Source organism: Reyranella humidisoli (assembly GCF_019039055.1).
Lineage (GTDB): Bacteria > Pseudomonadota > Alphaproteobacteria > Reyranellales > Reyranellaceae > Reyranella > Reyranella humidisoli.
Genome location: NZ_JAHOPB010000001.1, coordinates 1,713,886 through 1,731,014 on the forward strand (window position 1 = coordinate 1,713,886; position 17,129 = coordinate 1,731,014).

At 65.2% G+C, this 17,129-nt stretch carries 15 protein-coding genes; 4 read left to right on the forward strand and 11 right to left on the reverse strand.

What is annotated here, in order from left to right; all coding sequences use genetic code 11:
* Positions 1-11 precede the first annotated feature (11 nt).
* The gene (locus tag KQ910_RS08420; protein WP_216958272.1) at positions 12-1,229 is read right to left on the reverse strand and encodes an aminotransferase class III-fold pyridoxal phosphate-dependent enzyme; all 1,218 of its coding nucleotides are present in this window, start codon (positions 1,227-1,229) and stop codon (positions 12-14) included.
* 98 nt (positions 1,230-1,327) lie between these two features.
* On the opposite strand from KQ910_RS08420, the gene KQ910_RS08425 reads away from it, so the two are divergent.
* The gene (locus KQ910_RS08425; protein WP_216958274.1) at positions 1,328-2,077 is read left to right on the forward strand and encodes an SDR family NAD(P)-dependent oxidoreductase; all 750 of its coding nucleotides are present in this window, start codon (positions 1,328-1,330) and stop codon (positions 2,075-2,077) included.
* 170 nt (positions 2,078-2,247) lie between these two features.
* Here the strand turns inward: KQ910_RS08425 and ggt are convergent, their stop codons facing one another.
* The 4 genes from ggt to KQ910_RS08445 form a co-directional block, all read right to left on the reverse strand.
* The gene (ggt, locus tag KQ910_RS08430; protein ID WP_216958276.1) at positions 2,248-3,933 is read right to left on the reverse strand and encodes a gamma-glutamyltransferase; all 1,686 of its coding nucleotides are present in this window, start codon (positions 3,931-3,933) and stop codon (positions 2,248-2,250) included.
* 332 nt (positions 3,934-4,265) lie between these two features.
* A complete protein-coding gene (locus KQ910_RS08435; RefSeq protein WP_216958278.1) occupies positions 4,266-4,712 on the reverse strand; it encodes a hypothetical protein in 447 nt (148 codons plus the stop codon).
* Between the two features lie 10 nt (positions 4,713-4,722).
* Positions 4,723-5,886: a phytanoyl-CoA dioxygenase family protein gene (locus KQ910_RS08440; RefSeq protein WP_216958280.1), complete on the reverse strand. Its 1,164-nt coding sequence runs from the start codon at positions 5,884-5,886 to the stop codon at positions 4,723-4,725.
* A gap of 201 nt (positions 5,887-6,087) precedes the next feature.
* On the reverse strand, positions 6,088-6,654 hold the full coding sequence (locus KQ910_RS08445; RefSeq protein WP_229600357.1) for a glutathione peroxidase: 567 nt from the start codon (positions 6,652-6,654) through the stop codon (positions 6,088-6,090).
* Positions 6,655-6,867: 213 nt separating this feature from the next.
* Between KQ910_RS08445 and KQ910_RS08450 the strand changes: the two genes are divergently transcribed.
* Positions 6,868-8,256, forward strand: coding sequence for an adenylate/guanylate cyclase domain-containing protein (locus KQ910_RS08450; RefSeq protein WP_216958282.1), 1,389 nt, complete (start codon positions 6,868-6,870; stop codon positions 8,254-8,256).
* Positions 8,257-8,260: 4 nt separating this feature from the next.
* Here KQ910_RS08450 and KQ910_RS08455 read toward each other — a convergent pair whose 3' ends face one another.
* The 3 genes from KQ910_RS08455 to KQ910_RS08465 form a co-directional block, all read right to left on the reverse strand.
* Positions 8,261-8,974: a ribonuclease activity regulator RraA gene (locus KQ910_RS08455; protein WP_369408301.1), complete on the reverse strand. Its 714-nt coding sequence runs from the start codon at positions 8,972-8,974 to the stop codon at positions 8,261-8,263.
* A gap of 161 nt (positions 8,975-9,135) precedes the next feature.
* Complete coding sequence (locus KQ910_RS08460) at positions 9,136-10,809, reverse strand: N-acyl-D-amino-acid deacylase family protein (protein ID WP_216958286.1); 1,674 nt, start codon at positions 10,807-10,809, stop codon at positions 9,136-9,138.
* 212 nt (positions 10,810-11,021) lie between these two features.
* Positions 11,022-11,474 (reverse strand): SRPBCC family protein, encoded by a 453-nt coding sequence (locus KQ910_RS08465; protein ID WP_216958288.1) that lies wholly within the window; start codon positions 11,472-11,474, stop codon positions 11,022-11,024.
* Between the two features lie 84 nt (positions 11,475-11,558).
* Between KQ910_RS08465 and KQ910_RS08470 the strand changes: the two genes are divergently transcribed.
* Positions 11,559-11,753, forward strand: a complete 195-nt coding sequence (locus KQ910_RS08470; protein WP_216958290.1) for a hypothetical protein — start codon at positions 11,559-11,561, stop codon at positions 11,751-11,753.
* 209 nt (positions 11,754-11,962) lie between these two features.
* Here KQ910_RS08470 and KQ910_RS08475 read toward each other — a convergent pair whose 3' ends face one another.
* Positions 11,963-12,928: an aldo/keto reductase gene (locus KQ910_RS08475; RefSeq protein ID WP_216958292.1), complete on the reverse strand. Its 966-nt coding sequence runs from the start codon at positions 12,926-12,928 to the stop codon at positions 11,963-11,965.
* 295 nt (positions 12,929-13,223) lie between these two features.
* Between KQ910_RS08475 and KQ910_RS08480 the strand changes: the two genes are divergently transcribed.
* On the forward strand, positions 13,224-14,084 hold the full coding sequence (locus KQ910_RS08480; RefSeq protein ID WP_216958294.1) for a hypothetical protein: 861 nt from the start codon (positions 13,224-13,226) through the stop codon (positions 14,082-14,084).
* Here the strand turns inward: KQ910_RS08480 and KQ910_RS08485 are convergent, their stop codons facing one another.
* Entirely contained in the window at positions 14,085-16,103 is a 2,019-nt protein-coding gene (locus KQ910_RS08485) for an ATP-binding protein (RefSeq protein WP_216958296.1), read from the reverse strand.
* 205 nt (positions 16,104-16,308) lie between these two features.
* Positions 16,309-17,025 carry an oxygen-binding di-iron domain-containing protein gene (locus KQ910_RS08490; protein ID WP_216958297.1) on the reverse strand — a complete coding sequence of 239 codons (717 nt, stop codon included), beginning with the start codon at positions 17,023-17,025 and terminating at the stop codon, positions 16,309-16,311.
* Positions 17,026-17,129 lie beyond the last annotated feature (104 nt).

The window sequence follows — 17,129 nt, forward strand, 5'->3', positions numbered from 1 at the left end:
GGAAGCTGGTTCTAACGCGCCGCGAGCGCCTTGAACGCTTCGCGCGTCGCGTTGAGCGCGAAGTCGATGTCGGCTTCGGTGTGGGCGGTTGACAGGAACATGTTGTGGCGCGGGTGCAGGTAGGCGCCGTGCTTCAGCGCCTCCAGCGTGAAGAAGTTGCCCTTCTCGCAGTCGGGATCGTTGTCGAACAGCACCGTCGGCATCTGGGGCGGGCCGCTCTGGCGCACGCCGATGCCGAACTCGGCCGACTGGGCGGCGATGCCGTCGCGCAGGCGCTGGCCCATGGCGCGCATGTGCGCCGGGCCGTCGACGCTCTCCAGCACGTCGAGCGTCGCCAGCGCGGCCGCCATCGACACGGCGCTGCACCAGAACGAGCCGGTGACGTAGAGCTTCGACGCGGCCTCGCGATAGCGGTCGTTGCCGGTGACGGCGGCCAGCGCATGGCCGTTGGCGATCGCCTTGCTCCAGGCGCTGAGGTCGGGCTGCACGCCCACGAGATCCCAGCTGCCGCGCATGGTCAGGCGGAAGCCGGCGCGCACGTCGTCGACGATCAGCGCGGCGTCGTTGGCATCGCACAGCTCGCGCGCGCGCCGGGCGAAGGCCGCGTCCGGCATCTCCTGGTCCTTGCCGAAATCGTGCTTGAAGGCGGAGACGACGATGCCCGCCAGGTCATCGCCGGCGCGCTGCACGGCGCTTTCGAGGCTGCCGGTGTCGTTGAATTTGAAGGTGAGCATGTGGGCGCGATCCTCCGGCGTGACGCCGTACGGGTTCGGCGTGCACCAGGGGATGGCGCCGTGATAGGCGCCTTCGGCCACCAGGATCTTGCGCTTGCCCGAGGCCGCGCGCGCCAGCGTTACGCAGGTCGTCGTGGCATCGGTGCCATTCTTGCCGAACAGCGCCCAGTCGGCATGCGGGATCAGCCCGACCAGCCGTTCGGCCAGCTCGACCAGCCGCTCCGACGGGCCGTTCAGGCAATCGCCCGCCGCCGTCTGCCGCGCGACCGCCTCGGCCACCACCGGATTGCCGTGGCCGACCACGATCGGCCCCCAGCTGCACATGAAGTCGACGTAGCGCTTGCCGTTCACGTCCCAGAGATGGCAGCCCTCGCCGCGCTCGAAGAACTGCGGATAGCCCTCGGGCAGCCGGTCGCTGCGCAGGTGGCCGTACATGCCGCCGGGAATGACCTGCTGGGCACGCTGCCTGAGTTTCTGATCGGCTGTGAGGGACATGGGGCAGGCTCCGCGAACGCTGTGAACTGGCCTATATATACCGCACGAATGAAGGCCTGCACCCGGCACGGGTCGCAAGGCAGCCAAGGGGGAAACGGATGGATCTCAAGGGAAAAGTGGCCGTCGTGACGGGCGGCAATGGCGGTCTGGGCCAGCGCATCTGTCACGCGCTGGCGGCCGAGGGCTGCCACATCGCCGTCGTCTACGCCAAGAGCAAGGACCAGGCCGAGGGCGTCGCCCGCGATCTCGAACGCCACCAGGTCACCGCCGCCACCTTCGCCTGCGACGTGACGCAGCGCGACCAGGTCGACCGGCTGGTCGACGACGTGGTGAAGCGCTTCGGCCGGCTCGACATCCTCGTGAACGATGCCGCCTACAACAAGTCGATCCCCTTCACCGATCTCGACGGCCTCACCTATGAGGAATGGACGAAGATCATCGACATCAACCTGACCGGCCCGATGCTGCTCACCAAGGCGGTCGGCCCCGTCATGAAGCGCCAGGGCGAAGGCCGCATCGTCAACATCGCCTCGGTTGCTGGGCTGGGGCCGACCGGCTCCTCGATCGCCTACGCCGTCTCGAAGGCCGGCCTCATCCATCTCACCAAGTGCATGGCCGTGGCGCTGGCGCCGGAGGTGCTGGTGAACTGCGTGGCGCCGGGCCTGCTCGAAGGCACCCGCGCGACGGCGAACCTGCGGCCCGAGGTGGTCGCGAAGAACGCCAGCGCCTCGCTCCTCGGCAAACCTGCCGACAAGGACGACTGCGCCGACCAGGTCGTCACGATGTGCCGGACCAACACCACGACTGGCCAGACGCTGGTGATCGATTCAGGGCGGGTGTTTCATTGAGGGAAGACGAATCGAACTCTCACACGACCTCATCCTGAGGAGGCCCGAAGGGCCGTCTCGAAGGATGGGCAATAGGCGCGGTTCTCGTGCCCATGCTTCGAGACGCGCTCCTGCGGAGCGCTCCTCAGCATGAGGTTGATGGTGGTGATTCTATTGAACTCTGTAAGACTCTAACCCGGCAACACGAACCTCACTCCCGCGCGCGCCAGCCCACCGCCCAGCGCTGCCGCCGTGCCATCCGCGCGCCAGCAGGCGGCGCCGGTCATCGTGCCGTCGTCGTGGAACTGGATGGCGTTCATGCCGCCGGCCACAGTCGGCATGATCTTGAGCGTGTGGCCGCGGGCTTCGAGGCCTTGGCGTACCGGGGCGGGGATGCCGTGCTCGACTTCCAGGACGGGACCCTCGGTCCAGATGCGCGGCGCCTCGACGGCTTCCTGCAAGGTCATGCCGTGGTCGATCAGGTTGAGCAGGGCCTGCAGCGCCGAGGGGAAGATCTTGCGGCCGCCGGGCAGGCCCAGCGCATAGCGCACCTTGCCGTCCCGCAGCGCCATCATCGGCGACATCGAGGTCGTCACGCGCTTGCCCGGCGCGATCGACAGGGTGTTGCCGCGGCGCGGGTCGTAGTTGTTCATGTAGTTGTTGGGGATCATGCCGGTGCCCGGCACGATGAAGCGCGCGCCGAACAGGCTGTTGATGGTCTGCGTCGTGCTGACCACGTTGCCCTTGCCGTCGGCCACGGTGAGATGGGTCGTGTCCTGGCCTTCTGCCGCCTGCAGCCCGCCGGTCCAATTCGTGGCGCGGGCGATGTCTAAAAGCTTGCGGCGCTGGTCGGCATAGTCGCGGCTCACGATGCGCTCGACCGGCACCTTCACGAAGTCCGGATCGCCGCTCGCCTCGGCGCGGTCGGCGAAGGCGATCTTCAGCACTTCCGCGAGCAGGTGCAGCGTGTCGACGGTGCCGAATCCCATCTTCGCGATGTCATAGGCTTCGAGGATGTTCAGCATCTGCGCGATGTGCACGCCCGAGGCGGCGGGCGGCGGCGGGCCCAGAATCTCCCAGCCGCGATAGTGGCCGCGGATCGGCGCGCGCTCTTCCACCTTGTAGCCGGTGAGGTCCTCGCGGCGCACGAAGCCGCCGGTCTTCTCCATGCACTCCACGAGCAGGTCGCCGAGCGGTCCGCCATGTAGCGCCTTCTCGCCCTGCTGCGAGACCAGGGTCAGCGCCTCGGCGTATTGCGCCTGCACCAGCCGCTCGCCCGCCTTCAGCGGCGTGCCATTGGGCAGGAGCAGCGCGGCGGCGAGCTTGTCCGTCGACAGGTCGGCGCCGGCATCCTTGATGCAGTCCGAAAGATAGGGCGTTACCGCGAAGCCGCGCGCGGCGTGGCGGATCGCGGGCTGCATCACGTCGGCCAGGCTCATCGTGCCGAAGCGCTCCAGCGCCAGGCACCAGGCGCGCAGCGCGCCCGGCGTCGCGACCGACTTCGGCCCGACCAGGTTCTCCTGGCCTTCGACGTCGTAGACTTCGGGCGCGGCGCCGGGGACCGGCTTGTACATGTCGGGATGGCCCATCTGCGGCACGGCGCTCATGCCGTCGAGGATGCGATGGCTGCCGTCGGCCAGGCGGATGTGGCAGGTCGTACCGCCGATCAGGCCGACCATCATCGGCTCGACCACGGTCAGCGCGAACTGCATGGCGACGGCCGCATCGACCGCATTGCCGCCGGCCGCCAGCATCTCAAGCCCCGCCGCCGAGGCCAGCGGATGGTTGGAGACCGCCATGCCGCGCGGCCCGTGGGCCGGCTGCTTCTCGCAGGTGAAAGGCGTGCCGGCGCGCTCGCGCCATGTCGACTGGGTCATCCGTGTCCTCGCTGAATGTCGGTGAAATCTCGCATGCGGTTCAGGCGGCGGCTACCGCCCCGTCGTCCCGAGCGGAGCGCAGCGCAGTGTCGTTCCGATATAGATCGAGCCATCAGACCTCAATTGCTTCCCCATTCAGATGGGGAAGTGCCCCGTCATACGGGGCGATGGGGTCATGGGCATCGCAAGGCTATGACCCCTCCGTCGGCGTAAGACGCCGCCACCTCCCCATTTGAATGGGGAGGAAAGTAATTCTGCTTCGCCCGAAAACACTCGACTGCGCCGCCCCAGGGGCGGCTTCGCTCAAGACGACGGGGATAGGCTTGGAAGCACTACTCCCCCACGCGCTGCTCGGCTTCCTCGCAACGCTGCAGCCGTTCGCACGCGGGCTCGTCCTTGTCGCCCTTCGGGTTGAAGCATTGCGCGGCATCGGTCGAGCCGTCGGCCACGATGCTTGTCAGCTTCGCGCGGAACTCGGGCGGGCGCTCGACGTCTAAAAGGCCCTTGCGGGTCAGCTCGTTGGCGAAGCGGATCACCAGCCGCTCGCGGGCGCGCATCGCGTCGGGTGCCGAGGCCTTGGCGTCGCGGCACCATTGCATCGAAGCCGCCTTGCCGCAGCCCCAGAGCTGCATCTGGCGGAAGCGCTCGGCGAGCTGGCGGTTCACGCCGAGGCAGTAGGCGGTGTTTTCGTCCTCGGTCGTGGGCGGTTCGTCCTGTTGCGCCAGTGTCTGTGCCAGTGCCGGCAGGGCGGCGAGCACGAGCAGGAGGACGACGCCCAACCGCATCCCGTCAGATGAACATGTCGAGCTGATTGTAGTTCTTCAGCACCGTGTCGCGCATCGCCTCGCTCCAGCGGTTCTCGTCCTGGCGGTCGGCGAGCGGGCGATAGACGTAGCTCTTCTCGTGCGGGAAGCGCTGGCGGCGTGCGTCGATGGCCAGCAGCAGGATGCGCAGCCGTTTGTCGATGCGCTCGCCGTCGTAGGTCACGACTTCGCCGGTCAGGCGTTTGGTCGTGACGTTCAGCACCCGGCGGCGCGGAAAGAAGCCGGCATTGAGCGTGACGCGACGGTCGGGCGAGCTGTTGGCGAAGGAGCCGTGCAGCAGCTGGCGGTTGGTGACGATCGTGTCGCCGGCGCCGGCCAGCATCGGCACCGCGCCCTCGATCCGGTCCGAGCCGCTCTCGGCGACCAGCTTGCGGATGTCGGCCTTGCCGTGGCGGTGGCTGCCCGGCAGCACCCAGACGCAGTTGCCCGCGGTGCTGGGATAGAGCTGGGTCATGAAGTTGAAGCCGTGGGCGCCCATCTCCCAGTCGGCGGCGTCCCAATGCGTCGTGCCGTCCTGGTGCCAGGCGACCGAAGGGCCGAGGCCCGCTTCCTTGATGAAGGTCACCTCGTTGTAGGGCACGAAATCCTCGCCGAGGATCGCCTCGGCGGCGGCCATCAGGCCGGGATGGCCGTAGAGCCGGAACGCGGCGTTCATCAGGTAGAGGTTGCCGTCGAGCAGTTCGACGGTCCAGGCCGGCGCATCCGCAGCCAGGGTCGGCTGGCTCATCGCCACCGGATGGCGACCGTTGTTCTTCGTGGTGCCGCCGAGCGGGTCGCTCAAGGGCTTGGCCCAGCGATAGGGCGGCTTCAGCACGCCCTCACCGAACGCCGGACGCCCGTGACGGTCGAGTGTCGCGCCGGGTTCGACCGGGGCACGGTCGAGAATGGCATCGACGTCGGCGCGCAGCTCGGCCAGTTCCTCGGGCCCGGCGACGCCCTCGAAGACGTAGAAGCCGTGCGTCCAGTAGGCGTCGAGGATGTCCTGAGCGAGCCTTCCGTCGGCATCGAGCCGGATCGGCCCGCGATTGCCCAGCGCCCGTGCGCGGGCTTCACCGGCGCGGCTGTACTCGGCCATCGTGCGCGCGTGGTCCTGCGCGGTGAGGGGGGCAGCGGCTTCGGCCATCGCCATCGGGACGTCTCCGTTATTCTTTACGCGCCGACGATAGCGCGGGCCTTGGCCTCGGACCAACGTCCCGCAAAAATCCGCCCGCACTGCGGTAGCGCCTGCTTCCCCATTCAAATGGGGAAGTGCCCCGTCATACGGGGCGATGGGGTCATGACCCCTCCGGCCCTGCGGGCCACCTCCCCATTTGAATGGGGAGGAAGGTAATCAGCCCTTCGCCGCCAGCGCCGCCTCGATCGCGCGGTCGAGCTTCGATCCCGTGCCGCTCACGGCGGTGAACCAGTCGACGATACGGCCGTCGCGGCCGATCAGGATCTTGTGGAAGTTCCAGCTGGGCGTGCCGATCGTGCCGGTCTGCGCCGCCGCCCAGCGGTAGAGCGGATGGGCGTTGGCGCCGGACACGATCTGCTTGTCGGCCAGCGGGAAGGTGACGTCGAAGCTCGCCTCACAGAAGCGCTTGATCTCGGCGTTGCTGCCGGGCTCCTGGCTGCCGAAATCGTTCGACGGCACGCCCAGCACCACGAGGCCCTTGTCCTTGTAGCGCCGCCACAGTTCCTCCAGCCCCTTGTACTGACCGGTGAAGCCGCAGAGGGAGGCGGTGTTGACCAGCAGCACGACCTTGCCGGCATAGTCCCTGGTCGGCAGCGGGCCGCCGCCGATCGATTCGAGCGACACGCCGGCCCAGTCGACCGGCTGGCGTCCGGCCTGCGACCAGGCTGCCGCCGACAGGAGCGCGCCTGCGACCGCGAAAGCCAGCATGCGCAACACCTTCATGGATTGCCGCCTGCGCCGGTGTTCCCGACGCGATCCCGCCCGTTCGTCATCGCTGTCTCCTTGCGGCCGAGTGTATCGCACAGGACCCCGCCCGGCGTCCCGGTGGTGCTGTACCGGTGGCGCTGTACCAGTGGCGCCATACCGGCAGCGCTGTACCGGCGGCACGTCGCCCGCCATGCTGCCGCCCGGTGGCGTTCGTAAGAAGGGGGCGTGATGGCATCGTCCGGTCCAGTCGAAATCTTCCGTAACCTGTCACTGCGGCGCGCCGCGGAAGAACGGCTCGCGTCGCCCGAGAACCCCTTCCTGCTCGAGGCGCTGCGCAAGGAGAAGCTCGAGGGCCAGCGCATCGCGGCCTGGGCGCGCACGATCGCGCTGACGGCGAGCGGCGTGCTGATCGCGTTCCAGAACGCGAGCTGGAGCATGCTCTATTTCCACGGGCTCCTGCTGGTCTTCATCGGCCTCGGCTGGGCGCAGCTGCGCTTCGCCACGGTGGGCCGCTCGCGCATCGAGCTGATGCTGATCCTGGCCGACCTCGTGCTGCTGGCGGTGGCGCTCACGGTACCGAACCCCTTCGCGTCCGAAAGCTTCCCGACGGCGATGATCTTCCGCTTCGATACCTTTCCCTATTTCTTCATCATCCTGGCGCTCGCCACGCTCGCCTATTCCTGGCGGACCATCCTCACCATGGGCAGCGTCGTCATCGTGATCTGGGGCGTGGCGGTACTGGGCGTGGCGCTGTTCGGCAACACGGACCCCGAACTCGGCGCCCGGGTGGCCGCCGCCTTTGCCGGCATGCCCAGCCTGCGCGGGATCGTCGACCCCAATTCCGTGGTCTGGTCGATCCGGGTGCAGGAAATGCTCCTGTTCTTCCTGGTGGCGGCGATCCTCGCGCTGCGCGGCCAGCGGTCGAACGCGCTGCTGATCCGCCAGGCCGGTATCGCCGCCGAACGCGCCAACCTCTCGCGCTATTTCCCGCCTTCGATGGTCGACGAGCTGGCCGCGGCCCGCAACGACGTGGGGGCGGTGCGCTCGCAGGACGTCGCGGTGCTGTTCGCCGACATCGTGGGCTTCACCCAGCTCGCCGAGCGCGAGACGCCCGAGACGGTGATGCAGCTCCTGCGCCGCTGCCATGGCGTCATCGAGCACGCGATCTTTTCCAACGGTGGCACCCTGGACAAATACCTGGGCGACGGGGTGATGGCGACCTTCGGCACGCCACGCATCTCGCCCACCGATTGCGCCAACGCGCTGGCCGCCGCCCGCGACATCGTCCAGGGCATGGCCGCCGCCAACACCGAGCTGGCGGCCGCCGGCCTGCCGACGCTCAGCATCTCGGTCGGCGTCCATTTCGGGCCGGCGATCCTGGGCAACATCGGCACGGAGCGGCGGCTCGAATTCGCGACGCTGGGCGACACGGTGAACGTGGCGAGCCGGCTGGAAGCCGCGACCCGCGCGCTCGGCTGCCGCATCGTCGCCAGCGACGCGGTGGTGTCGCGGGTCGGCGAAGCCGGCGGCGGCAACGGCGTGCCCGACGGCTTCCGCCGCGTCCCGGCGCTCGCCCTGCGCGGGCGGGAAGCGCCGATCGACGTCTGGGTGGCCTGAGCGGCTACTTCTTCGTGGCGGCGTAGCGCGCCTTGGCTTCGTCGTTCGGCGGATAGAGGCCGGGCAGGGCCACGCCGCGCTCGACTTCCGACATGATCCAGCCTTCGAGCCGCTCCTGCTCGGTGCCTTCCTGGGCGACGGCCTCGACCAGCGCCTGGGGGATCAGCACCGCGCCGTCGTCGTCGACCACGACCACGTCGTCGGGGAACACCGCCACGCCGCCGCAGCCGATCGGCTCCTGCCAGCTCACGAAGGTGAGGCCGGCGACCGAGGGCGGCGCCGCGGCGCCCTGGCACCAGACCGGCAGGCCGGTGCCCAGCACGCCCGCGATATCGCGCACCACGCCGTCGGTGATCAGGCCGGCGACGTTCTTCTTGACCATGCGCGCGCACAATATGTCGCCGAAGATGCCGGCGTCGGTGACGCCCATCGCGTCGGCCACGACGATCGCACCCTCGGGCATCGCCTCGATGGCGGCGCGGGTCGAGATCGGCGACGACCAGCTGGCCGGCGTGGCGAGATCCTCGCGGGCCGGCACGAAGCGCAGGGTGAAGGCGCGTCCCACCAGGCGTCCCTGGCCCGGCTTGATCGGCCGCGTGCCGCGCATCCAGACGTTGCGCAGGCCCTTCTTCAGCAGGATCGTCGTGATGCTGGCCGTGGTGATCTTCGACAGCGTGTCCTTGAGGTCTTTCGAAAGCGGGGTCGGGGGCGTCGGCACGGTGTCTCCGTTTCTCTGGAATTCGGGGTCAGGCGGAGAATAGGCGACGGGCCGACCCGACGCCACACGAAGACGTTCAAGGGAGCGCGCCACTCCAGTGGCGCTCATGTCATTCTGCCGATGCAGTATGAGCGCCACTGGAGTGGCGCGCTCCAATGAGCTTAACCTCTTAGAACCTTGCCCGCCTTCGCGTCGGTCAAGCGTCCCTGTTCCCAGGTGAGGGCGCCGTTGACCACCGTGTATTCGACGCCGCGCGAGGGCATGACGATGCGTTTGGCGCCGCCGGGGAGATCGTGGCGGCGTTCGCCGTGGTTGCTGGAGCCGATGGCGGCGGGATCGAAGATCGCCACGTCGGCGGGGGCGCCTTTCCGCAGGCGGCCGCGGTCCTTGAGGCCGAACAGGTCGGCGGGATCGGAGGTGAGCTTGCGCACGCCTTCCTCCAGCGTGATCGCCTGCTTCTCGCGCACCCAGGTGCCCAGCAGGTAGGTCGGGTAGCCGGCGTCGCACAGCATGTCGACATGCGCGCCGCCGTCGCCCAGCGCCATCAGGATGGCGGGGTTGTTCAGCAGCTCGCGCATGCGGTCCTCGCGCGTGTTCCACGAGGAGATGGTGAGCTCGGTGTCGAGATCGTCGGCCAGCACCGTGTCGAGGAAGGCGTCGACGCTGTCCTTACCCTGCTCCTGCGCGATCTGGGCGATCGACTTGCGCTCCAGATGCTTCAGCGCCGGATTGCGCACGTCATGGACGACGACGCGGCGCCAGTCGCTGAAGCCGGTCGGGTTTTTCAGGTCGGCCTTGAACTGGGCGCGGAAGGCCGGATCGGCATAGACCTTTTTCTGCGCTTCCTTCGAGGTGTCGGCGAACACCCGCTTCCAGGCCGGGAAGGCGGCGAAGGCGAAGGGATTGTCCATGTTGCATTCGCGCGTCAGCGGCAGCGGCGAGGTCTGCGGCCGCGCGCCCTTGGCGATCTGCGGCGCCGCGCGGCGCAGCGTGTCGCGCACCGCCTCGGGAATGTCGTCGCGGTCGAACAGGGCGATGAAGGTCACCGGCCGGCTGCTTTCCGTTAACAGGAAGTCCAGCAGCTCGCACTGGTCCTCTTCCAGCACGCCGACCTGGCGCGTCAGCGCGATCTCGATGGTGCCCCGGCCGCGCTTCTTCAGCTGGTTGGCGTAGGCCTTCATCTCCTCGCGGCTGGCGTTGCGGCAGGCCAGCGGCTTGCCCTCGAAGCCCATATGCTGGTTGAGCGTGGTCGAGGAGAAGCCCAGCGCGCCGGCGTCCATCGCCTCGCCGATCAGACGGGCGATCTCGTGCGTCTCCTCCGGCGTGGCGGCGCGGTCCATCGAGGCCTCGCCCATCACGTAGTGGCGGAACGGCGTCAGCGGCGCGATGAAGGCGAGGTTGAGCGACGGCTTGCGTGCCGCGGCGGCGTCCATGAACTCGGGGAAGGTTTCCCAATCCCAGGTGATGCCCTTGTTCAGCACGTCGAAGGGAATGCCCTCGACGTTCACGAGATCCTTCATGGCGATCTCGCGCGTCTCGGGCTTGCAGGGCGCGATGCCGACGCCGCAATTGCCCATCACCACCGAGGTGACGCCATGCCACGACGAGGGCGTCACCGCGCCGTCCCAGCAGATCTGCGCGTCGTAATGCGTGTGCGGGTCGACGAAGCCCGGCGCGACGACGAGGCCGTGCGCGTCAATGGTGCGCTTGGCGCCCTCCGTCACCTTGCCGATCTCGGCCACCTTGCCGTCCACGATCGCGACATCGGCCTGGTAGCGCGCGGCGCCGGTGCCATCGACCACGGTGCCGTTCTTGATCACGAGGTCGTAGCTCATTGTGCGTTTCCTCCCAGAAACTTCTGGCGGAAACGCTACCACCGGTGGCCGCCCGCGCCACTCCCCCGAGCCGCAGAGCGCATTCACGCACGCTCCTCATGTTCCTCGCCCCCGCGAGGGGGAGAGGCTAGGTGAGGGGGCGGGTCGAAGCGTCGGTGCGCAACCCCCTCACCCAACCTCTCCCCCGAGTGGGGGAGAGGAGCTCGAAGGGTTCACCCCGGAATCTCCGGCTGGACGAGCTGGGCCAGCAAGGTCAGCGACTCCTGCCAGCCGAGGTAACAGGCCTCGGTCGGGATGACGGCGGGGATGCCCTCCTGCACGATCTCGATCTCGGTGCCGACCGAGACCTTGCGCAGGACGATCGTGGTCTGCATCTCGCCGGGCAGGTTGGGATCGTCGAATGTGTCGGTGTGGCGGATGCGCTCGTTGGGCACCAGCTCGACGAAGGTGCCGCCGAAGGAATGGCTGTTGCCCGACGAGAAGTTGGTGAAGGACATGCGGTAGCCGCCGCCGATCCTCGCATCCATCGAATGGACGTGGCCGGTGAAGCCGTGCGGCGGCAGCCACTTGCACATGGCGTCGGCGTCGAGGAAGGCGCGGTAGATGCGTTCGGGCGGCGCGGTGAGGACTCGGTGGAAGCGGACGGTTCCGGTCTGGGTCGACATGGGCAGATTCTCCTTGGGCGCAGTCTGCCCCGGACAACGGCCACCTTCAAAATAGGTTCACGATTGGCGGGCATTAGTTCCGTCGTGCCGACCAAGCTCATCGACGTCTTCCTGCGCGACGAATATCTCCGCTCCTATTCGATCGCGCTGGGCTTCGTGAACGCCCCGATCTTCGACCAGGACTACGTCGACCGCGCCCGCATCCAGATGCAGGCCGACGGCTGGTCGGCGGATGAAGTCCAACAGGCCCGCTTCGTCGTCCGCGACGAGGAGCGGTAGAGTCTTTCCGCTTCGAGTTCACCCACCACCACCTCATCCCGAGAGGCGGACCAATCACTGACCTCATCCTGAGGAGCGCCCTACAGGGGCGCATCTCGAAGGATGGGCAACGGACGCGGTGCGCGTTCCCATGCTTCGAGACGCGGTCCCGGGGACCGCTCCTCAGCATGAGGTTGGTGTTGTTGCTTTGATCGGACTTGGAAAGGCCGTCAGGCCTTCACCGGCCCCGGCAGGTCGAGCCCGACGCCGGTCAGGTGCCCGAAGGTCCGATGCAGCCGCTCGATTACCGGGGCGGGCAAAGGCGGCCGCAGGATCGACTCGATGTTGGCCTTCACATGCGCCCGATTGCCGGTGCCGAACAGGATCACGTCGGCGCCCTTCTCGTGGCGCGCGTAGCGGTAGGCCGCATCGGTGATGCTCTCCGCGCCGCCCTCGGCGACGAGGAAGGCGAGCGGGTCGCCATCCGCGCTCCCCTGGGACAGCACCGACGCCTCGAGCCGCCCGTCCTCGACCAGCTTCGCGAACACGGCGCGGCGGTAGGCGTCGTTGCTGAAGATGTTGCGCACGACGAACATCAGCAGCGTGCCGATGCCGCGCCGTACGGTCACCGGAAACACCCTGGTGCGCGCGCCCTGGTTCACCAGGCTGTAGGCCAGCATGATGACCTCCCACGGCGCCTCCTCGACGGCGCGCGCGAGCATCGCCTGCTCGGGATCGCGCGGACCCGTCTCGGTGAGGCCGACATGGCGCACCTTGCCCTGCTCCTTGAGCCGCAGCAGCGCCGGCGCCAGCACGTCGCGATGATGCTCGTAGGCCGCCGGCCCGACCGCGTGGAAATGGAAGATGTCGACATGGTCGAGCCGGAGCCGCTTCAGCGATGCCTCGACCTTCTGCGTCACCGTCTCTGCCGTGTCCTCGGTCTTGAACAGCGCCTTGGTCGAGATCACCAGCCTGTCGCGGTCATAGGCCTTCACCGCCGCGCCCACGATCTCCTCGGTCCCATAGACCTCGGCCGTGTCAAGGAAGTTGACCCCCAGATCGATCGCCGCCCGCGCGACTCCCACGCACTCGTCGAAACTCGCCCCGCGCCCCAGCCCGAGCCGGCTGTTGCCGCCGCAGCCGAGCCCGGCGACAGAGACGGTGAGGCCGGTGGTTCCGAGGGGGCGGGAATCCATCAGGTGTTCCTGTTAGGCTTCGGTGGCAGACAAATAATGTAAACGACTACCTCTACGATTCTCAAATTCCCACAATGGCTGTGCGGAGCTTGTCTTCGGATAGCGCGCGATAGGAACGCTGAAACGCCGCGACTAATTACTCGATTGAGCAAATGGCGACTTGGGGAATATCCGCGGAATCCGGTTGGAACAAGCCACGACACAGCTTTTGATTGATACATTGACGGCTTTAGAAAGCCGAAAGCAGTGATGTCCAGCTGCGGAATACGAGTCATCCAACTAAATGAGACCTGACATGAAGCTAATGCAATGTGTTGTTCCTGTTTTGAAAGATGACGAGAGAGGCGTCCCAAGAGCCGTCGGTTCTTGCGTACTTCTAGAGATTGCTGAGCAGTATTTCCTGCTATCAGCCGCTCATGTGCTTGATGAAACTGCTTCTAGTACGCTCTATCTGCCGGGTAGAAACAAGCTCATCGCAATTACCGGTCATAAGATCTGTAGTGTGGCTCCCAACGGTGATCGTGATCTTGACTGGATTGACGTTGGGTATGTTTGCTTGACTAAACAAGAAGCAGAAGAGGTCTCGACGCAGTTCTTCTTCTTGCCTGTTGCATTTGTTGACACCGATGACATGGCGAGTCCGGGTTCTCACTATATTTTTTCCGGCTACCCAGCCACCGCTGTAACAAGGCGATACCAAGCGAACGTATTCGATGGTCAGGTGCATACTTTTGTTGGCCGAAATTCTCCGTACCAAACGTATTGGAAGGCCGGGACCAATTTTCTCGCAAACGTCGTTGTTGGTTTTCAAGCTAAGAAGGCCAAAGATCAACTTGGCAAAATCGTAAGACCGAAAGACCGACAAGGAATGAGCGGCGGCGGCATATGGGTAAGCAGCGGGTCAAATTTGATGCGAAACATTCCAACTCTTCGGCTTTGCGGAATAGGAATCGAGCATCAATCAAAGAATCAATGTTTGGTCGGCACGCGCCTATTCGTTCTTTTGGAAATGATAAGAAGGGACTTCCCTCATCTCTCAAATGCAATTCCTACTAGTGCTGTGCTTGCGATAATCCCAACTTGGGCGCAGGAGGGAGAAATCCACGCGGCTAATCAATTTTCACGCACAAGGTTACCTCACCGCACGCGCATGTAATCATTCGCCGCTCTCAAGGCTCGCGGTTGGCAAATTGACTCGCGCCATTTTCGCGTCGTTACCTTGCTCTTCGCCAGCGGGAACAATTCTGCTTAGATCCAATTCTCGCTGCCGTGGTTGCTGGGGGCTCATGTAAGTCTCCGGGTCTATACCGCGATCTCTTAGAAATGGCGCGTCACGAAGTTTGTCGCGAAGACCAAGCATGCGCTTTTCAGCTCTCTTTATGAAAGTTGAATAAGTCATGGCGCGAATAGTTACCCGGCCATTCAGCTTCGTCTCGTCTGCTGCTTCTTCTGGATCTATCTTGGAGCCCAGTACGTAACAAGTCGTTGTCGCAGCGTCCGTTAATAAGCCCCTCGCAATAAGTTCTTTCACATATTGCCATGGCTGCTGCTTTTCCTCGGCGCCAATCAACACACCGGGCTTCTTGATCTCTGCAATGACGAGGCGGGACACGCCGTCAACCTCATGTCCAAGGTCATGAGAGTCGCGACTGTAAAAGCCGACGCTACCATCGGGTAGAATCACGAAGTCAGGCCGTAATTTGCTGCCCCGCTCCTTACTGCCGAAGATCTTGCTGATAACCTCAGTCATGCCGCGGTTGCTTGTAAACTCCAGACTTTCGAACTCCGGACCGAATACCCAAAGACTGCGATCGAATAGTGGCTGCAGATCGCTAACTTCCTTCATGGTTTCGTCGCGGAGCTTTTGGTCGAGTTCTTCGATCAACTTAAGCCGCTGCGCTATCTCATCGAGGGCCAACTTGGCTGTACGAACAGTCCAGTCAACGAGCAGTGCGTGCAGTTCATCCAAGTCGCCCGGCTTCATCTCGTGCAGTTTGGCGATGAGTTCGTACTTGGAGGTTGCCAGCTCCAGATTGGCAAGCACTCCGGCGACTTGCTCGACGGTGTCTTCGTTCATGGACGGACAGGCATCGACGACGCGATCGACAAAATCGTTCCAGCGATCCCGGCTTATCGGCGGCAGTTTGGCTACTGTATGCGCCAGTGTCTCTCGAACCGCTTCCTTCGTTTCCCTGCGTCGATCTGCATTGATCTCGCTGAGATACTCCCGAATCTTAGAATGCAGTATCGGTTGGGTCGCACGCCAAGCGTTGCCCTCCGGAGAAAACCCTGACCAATCTGGCTTTACCTCGCCGGCCAAAAAATCGGCCCGTACAATGAATATAAACCGCTTGGCCTCGCTGCTTCGCCCATCGACAAGACGTTCCTGATCAAAGCCAGTCCAGCCGGGGGTCCCAACAATGCGGTTGTTCACGCGCCAAGCAATGCCGTGTTGGCGTGTCGTCTTGTCCGCCTTTTGCGTATCGATGACAGCGAGGTTTGCTATTCCGAAGCCTGGTACCTCTACGTCAATCACGCGTCGTTGTGCGATAGGTATGTCATCGAAAGTGACTTTGGTGCCGTTGATCGTGACGACAAAGTTGGGATCCGCCAGAAAGCGCGTTCCGACTACTTCACGCGCTTCTTCGGGCGTCATCGCGAGTGGCCGGGGATCTAGCGCCGCGATTTCCGTTCCATGCCCATCGATATCGGCTTCGGCCTTCAGGCGCTTAATAGTGAATGGTTGGCCTTCGCCGCGGCGGACTTCGAATGCGACTGCCTTCCCGTCGCGCCATGTTCGGACGCGATATGCCTCGCAGAAGCGGAATGCAGCGTGTCGGCCTTTTCCGTTACGTCCATAGGCCGTCCGTGGACGCAATTCCGAAAGCTCTGATGGTGGCTGTGACACCTCTCCTTCGTCGCGCAGGCGATTATAATCCAGCGTCTTCCAGCGTGTCTGGAATTGTGCTTCCGTCATGCCTTTCCCATTGTCTGAAATGGAAAATGGGGCATCGGTGGCTCGTTCTGGCCAAACAATATCGACCTGCGTTGCCCATGCATCCCAAGAGTTAGCAACCAGCTCGACGAGTGCGACCGCAGGATCGGCAATAATCGCCCCCGCGTGCCGATCCATAAATCTGTTGTCGAAGAGTAGCCCTGGTTGTTTGGCCATCATTCCCCCGGCACACATCCTAGCGAGCCGGCATCATCGGGTCTATGCGAGCGGAACTGCGCTGACCGTACGGGCTACTGTGCTCCATCGGCGTAGCGGCTTGTTGGCGTACTCAACCAAGCCGACCACTTTTGACAGCACTGCAAGCGGAGATCTGTATCGACAACTGGCGCGGGTCAGACAAAAGCACCAAGGTCCAGATGCTTCGCTATTGTGGCGTGCTTCGGCCGTAGTACTCCGCCAACCCCTCCAACGCCGCCTCCCCATCTCCTTTGAACGTCGGTCCGTGCATCAGCGCGATCGTCGTCGGCTTCAGTGCCGCCAGCCGGCGTAGCGTCGGTGCGGCCATCGGCGTCGGCGGCATGAAGGGCAGGCGCTCGGCGACCGCGATAGCGGGGGCGACGATGTCGCTTTCGGTGGTGGGATCGGCGGGGCCGGTCTGGGTGAAGAGGTCGCTGCTGAACAGCGTGCCGGTCGTCTCCTCGTAGATCAGGCCGGCGTCCCAGTTGTGCGGGACGTGCGGCGTGTCGAGCCAGCGCACCCGCTTGCCGCCGAGGTCGAGCACCTCGTTGTCCTGGAGCGCGCGCGGCGGGCGATCGGCCATGTCGCTCAGCCAGATGTTGCAGCCGGTCAGGCCGTGCGCCGGCTGGGCGTTGGGCGCGGCGGCGAGCCACTGGTTGAGCGCGCCGCTTTCGTCGCCCTCGGCGTGCGAGCAGGTCGTCCAGCGCAGTTTGCTGAGCGGGATCACGGTCTTCACCGCCTCGACGATCAGCGGGAAGAGGCTGCGCTGGCCGTAGTGGAACAGCAGCGGCTCGTCGGCGTCGATCAGGAACTGGTTGAAGGTAAAGCCGGTCGGGCCGACGTTGGGCACGAAGGTCGAGAGCCGGTAGATGCTGGGCGCGATCTCGGCGACGGTGGTTCTCATCGCGGTCTCCTTGGGGGCCGAGCGAAGCTCGGCCCGTGGAGCGGCAGGACATTGCCTTGGCAATGTCCGAGAGCGCTGAAGGAAGAGGGATCACGGAGGCTCTG

Coding starts and splice junctions, on each gene's coding strand:
- KQ910_RS08420 (WP_216958272.1), bottom strand. CDS start 1,229: ATGTCCCTCACAGCCGATCAGAAACTCAGGCAGCGTGCCCAGCAGGTC.
- KQ910_RS08425 (WP_216958274.1), top strand. CDS start 1,328: ATGGATCTCAAGGGAAAAGTGGCCGTCGTGACGGGCGGCAATGGCGGT.
- ggt (WP_216958276.1), bottom strand. CDS start 3,933: ATGACCCAGTCGACATGGCGCGAGCGCGCCGGCACGCCTTTCACCTGC.
- KQ910_RS08440 (WP_216958280.1), bottom strand. CDS start 5,886: ATGGCGATGGCCGAAGCCGCTGCCCCCCTCACCGCGCAGGACCACGCG.
- KQ910_RS08445 (WP_229600357.1), bottom strand. CDS start 6,654: ATGAAGGTGTTGCGCATGCTGGCTTTCGCGGTCGCAGGCGCGCTCCTG.
- KQ910_RS08450 (WP_216958282.1), top strand. CDS start 6,868: ATGGCATCGTCCGGTCCAGTCGAAATCTTCCGTAACCTGTCACTGCGG.
- KQ910_RS08460 (WP_216958286.1), bottom strand. CDS start 10,809: ATGAGCTACGACCTCGTGATCAAGAACGGCACCGTGGTCGATGGCACC.
- KQ910_RS08465 (WP_216958288.1), bottom strand. CDS start 11,474: ATGTCGACCCAGACCGGAACCGTCCGCTTCCACCGAGTCCTCACCGCG.
- KQ910_RS08475 (WP_216958292.1), bottom strand. CDS start 12,928: ATGGATTCCCGCCCCCTCGGAACCACCGGCCTCACCGTCTCTGTCGCC.
- KQ910_RS08480 (WP_216958294.1), top strand. CDS start 13,224: ATGAAGCTAATGCAATGTGTTGTTCCTGTTTTGAAAGATGACGAGAGA.
- KQ910_RS08485 (WP_216958296.1), bottom strand. CDS start 16,103: ATGATGGCCAAACAACCAGGGCTACTCTTCGACAACAGATTTATGGAT.
- KQ910_RS08490 (WP_216958297.1), bottom strand. CDS start 17,025: ATGAGAACCACCGTCGCCGAGATCGCGCCCAGCATCTACCGGCTCTCG.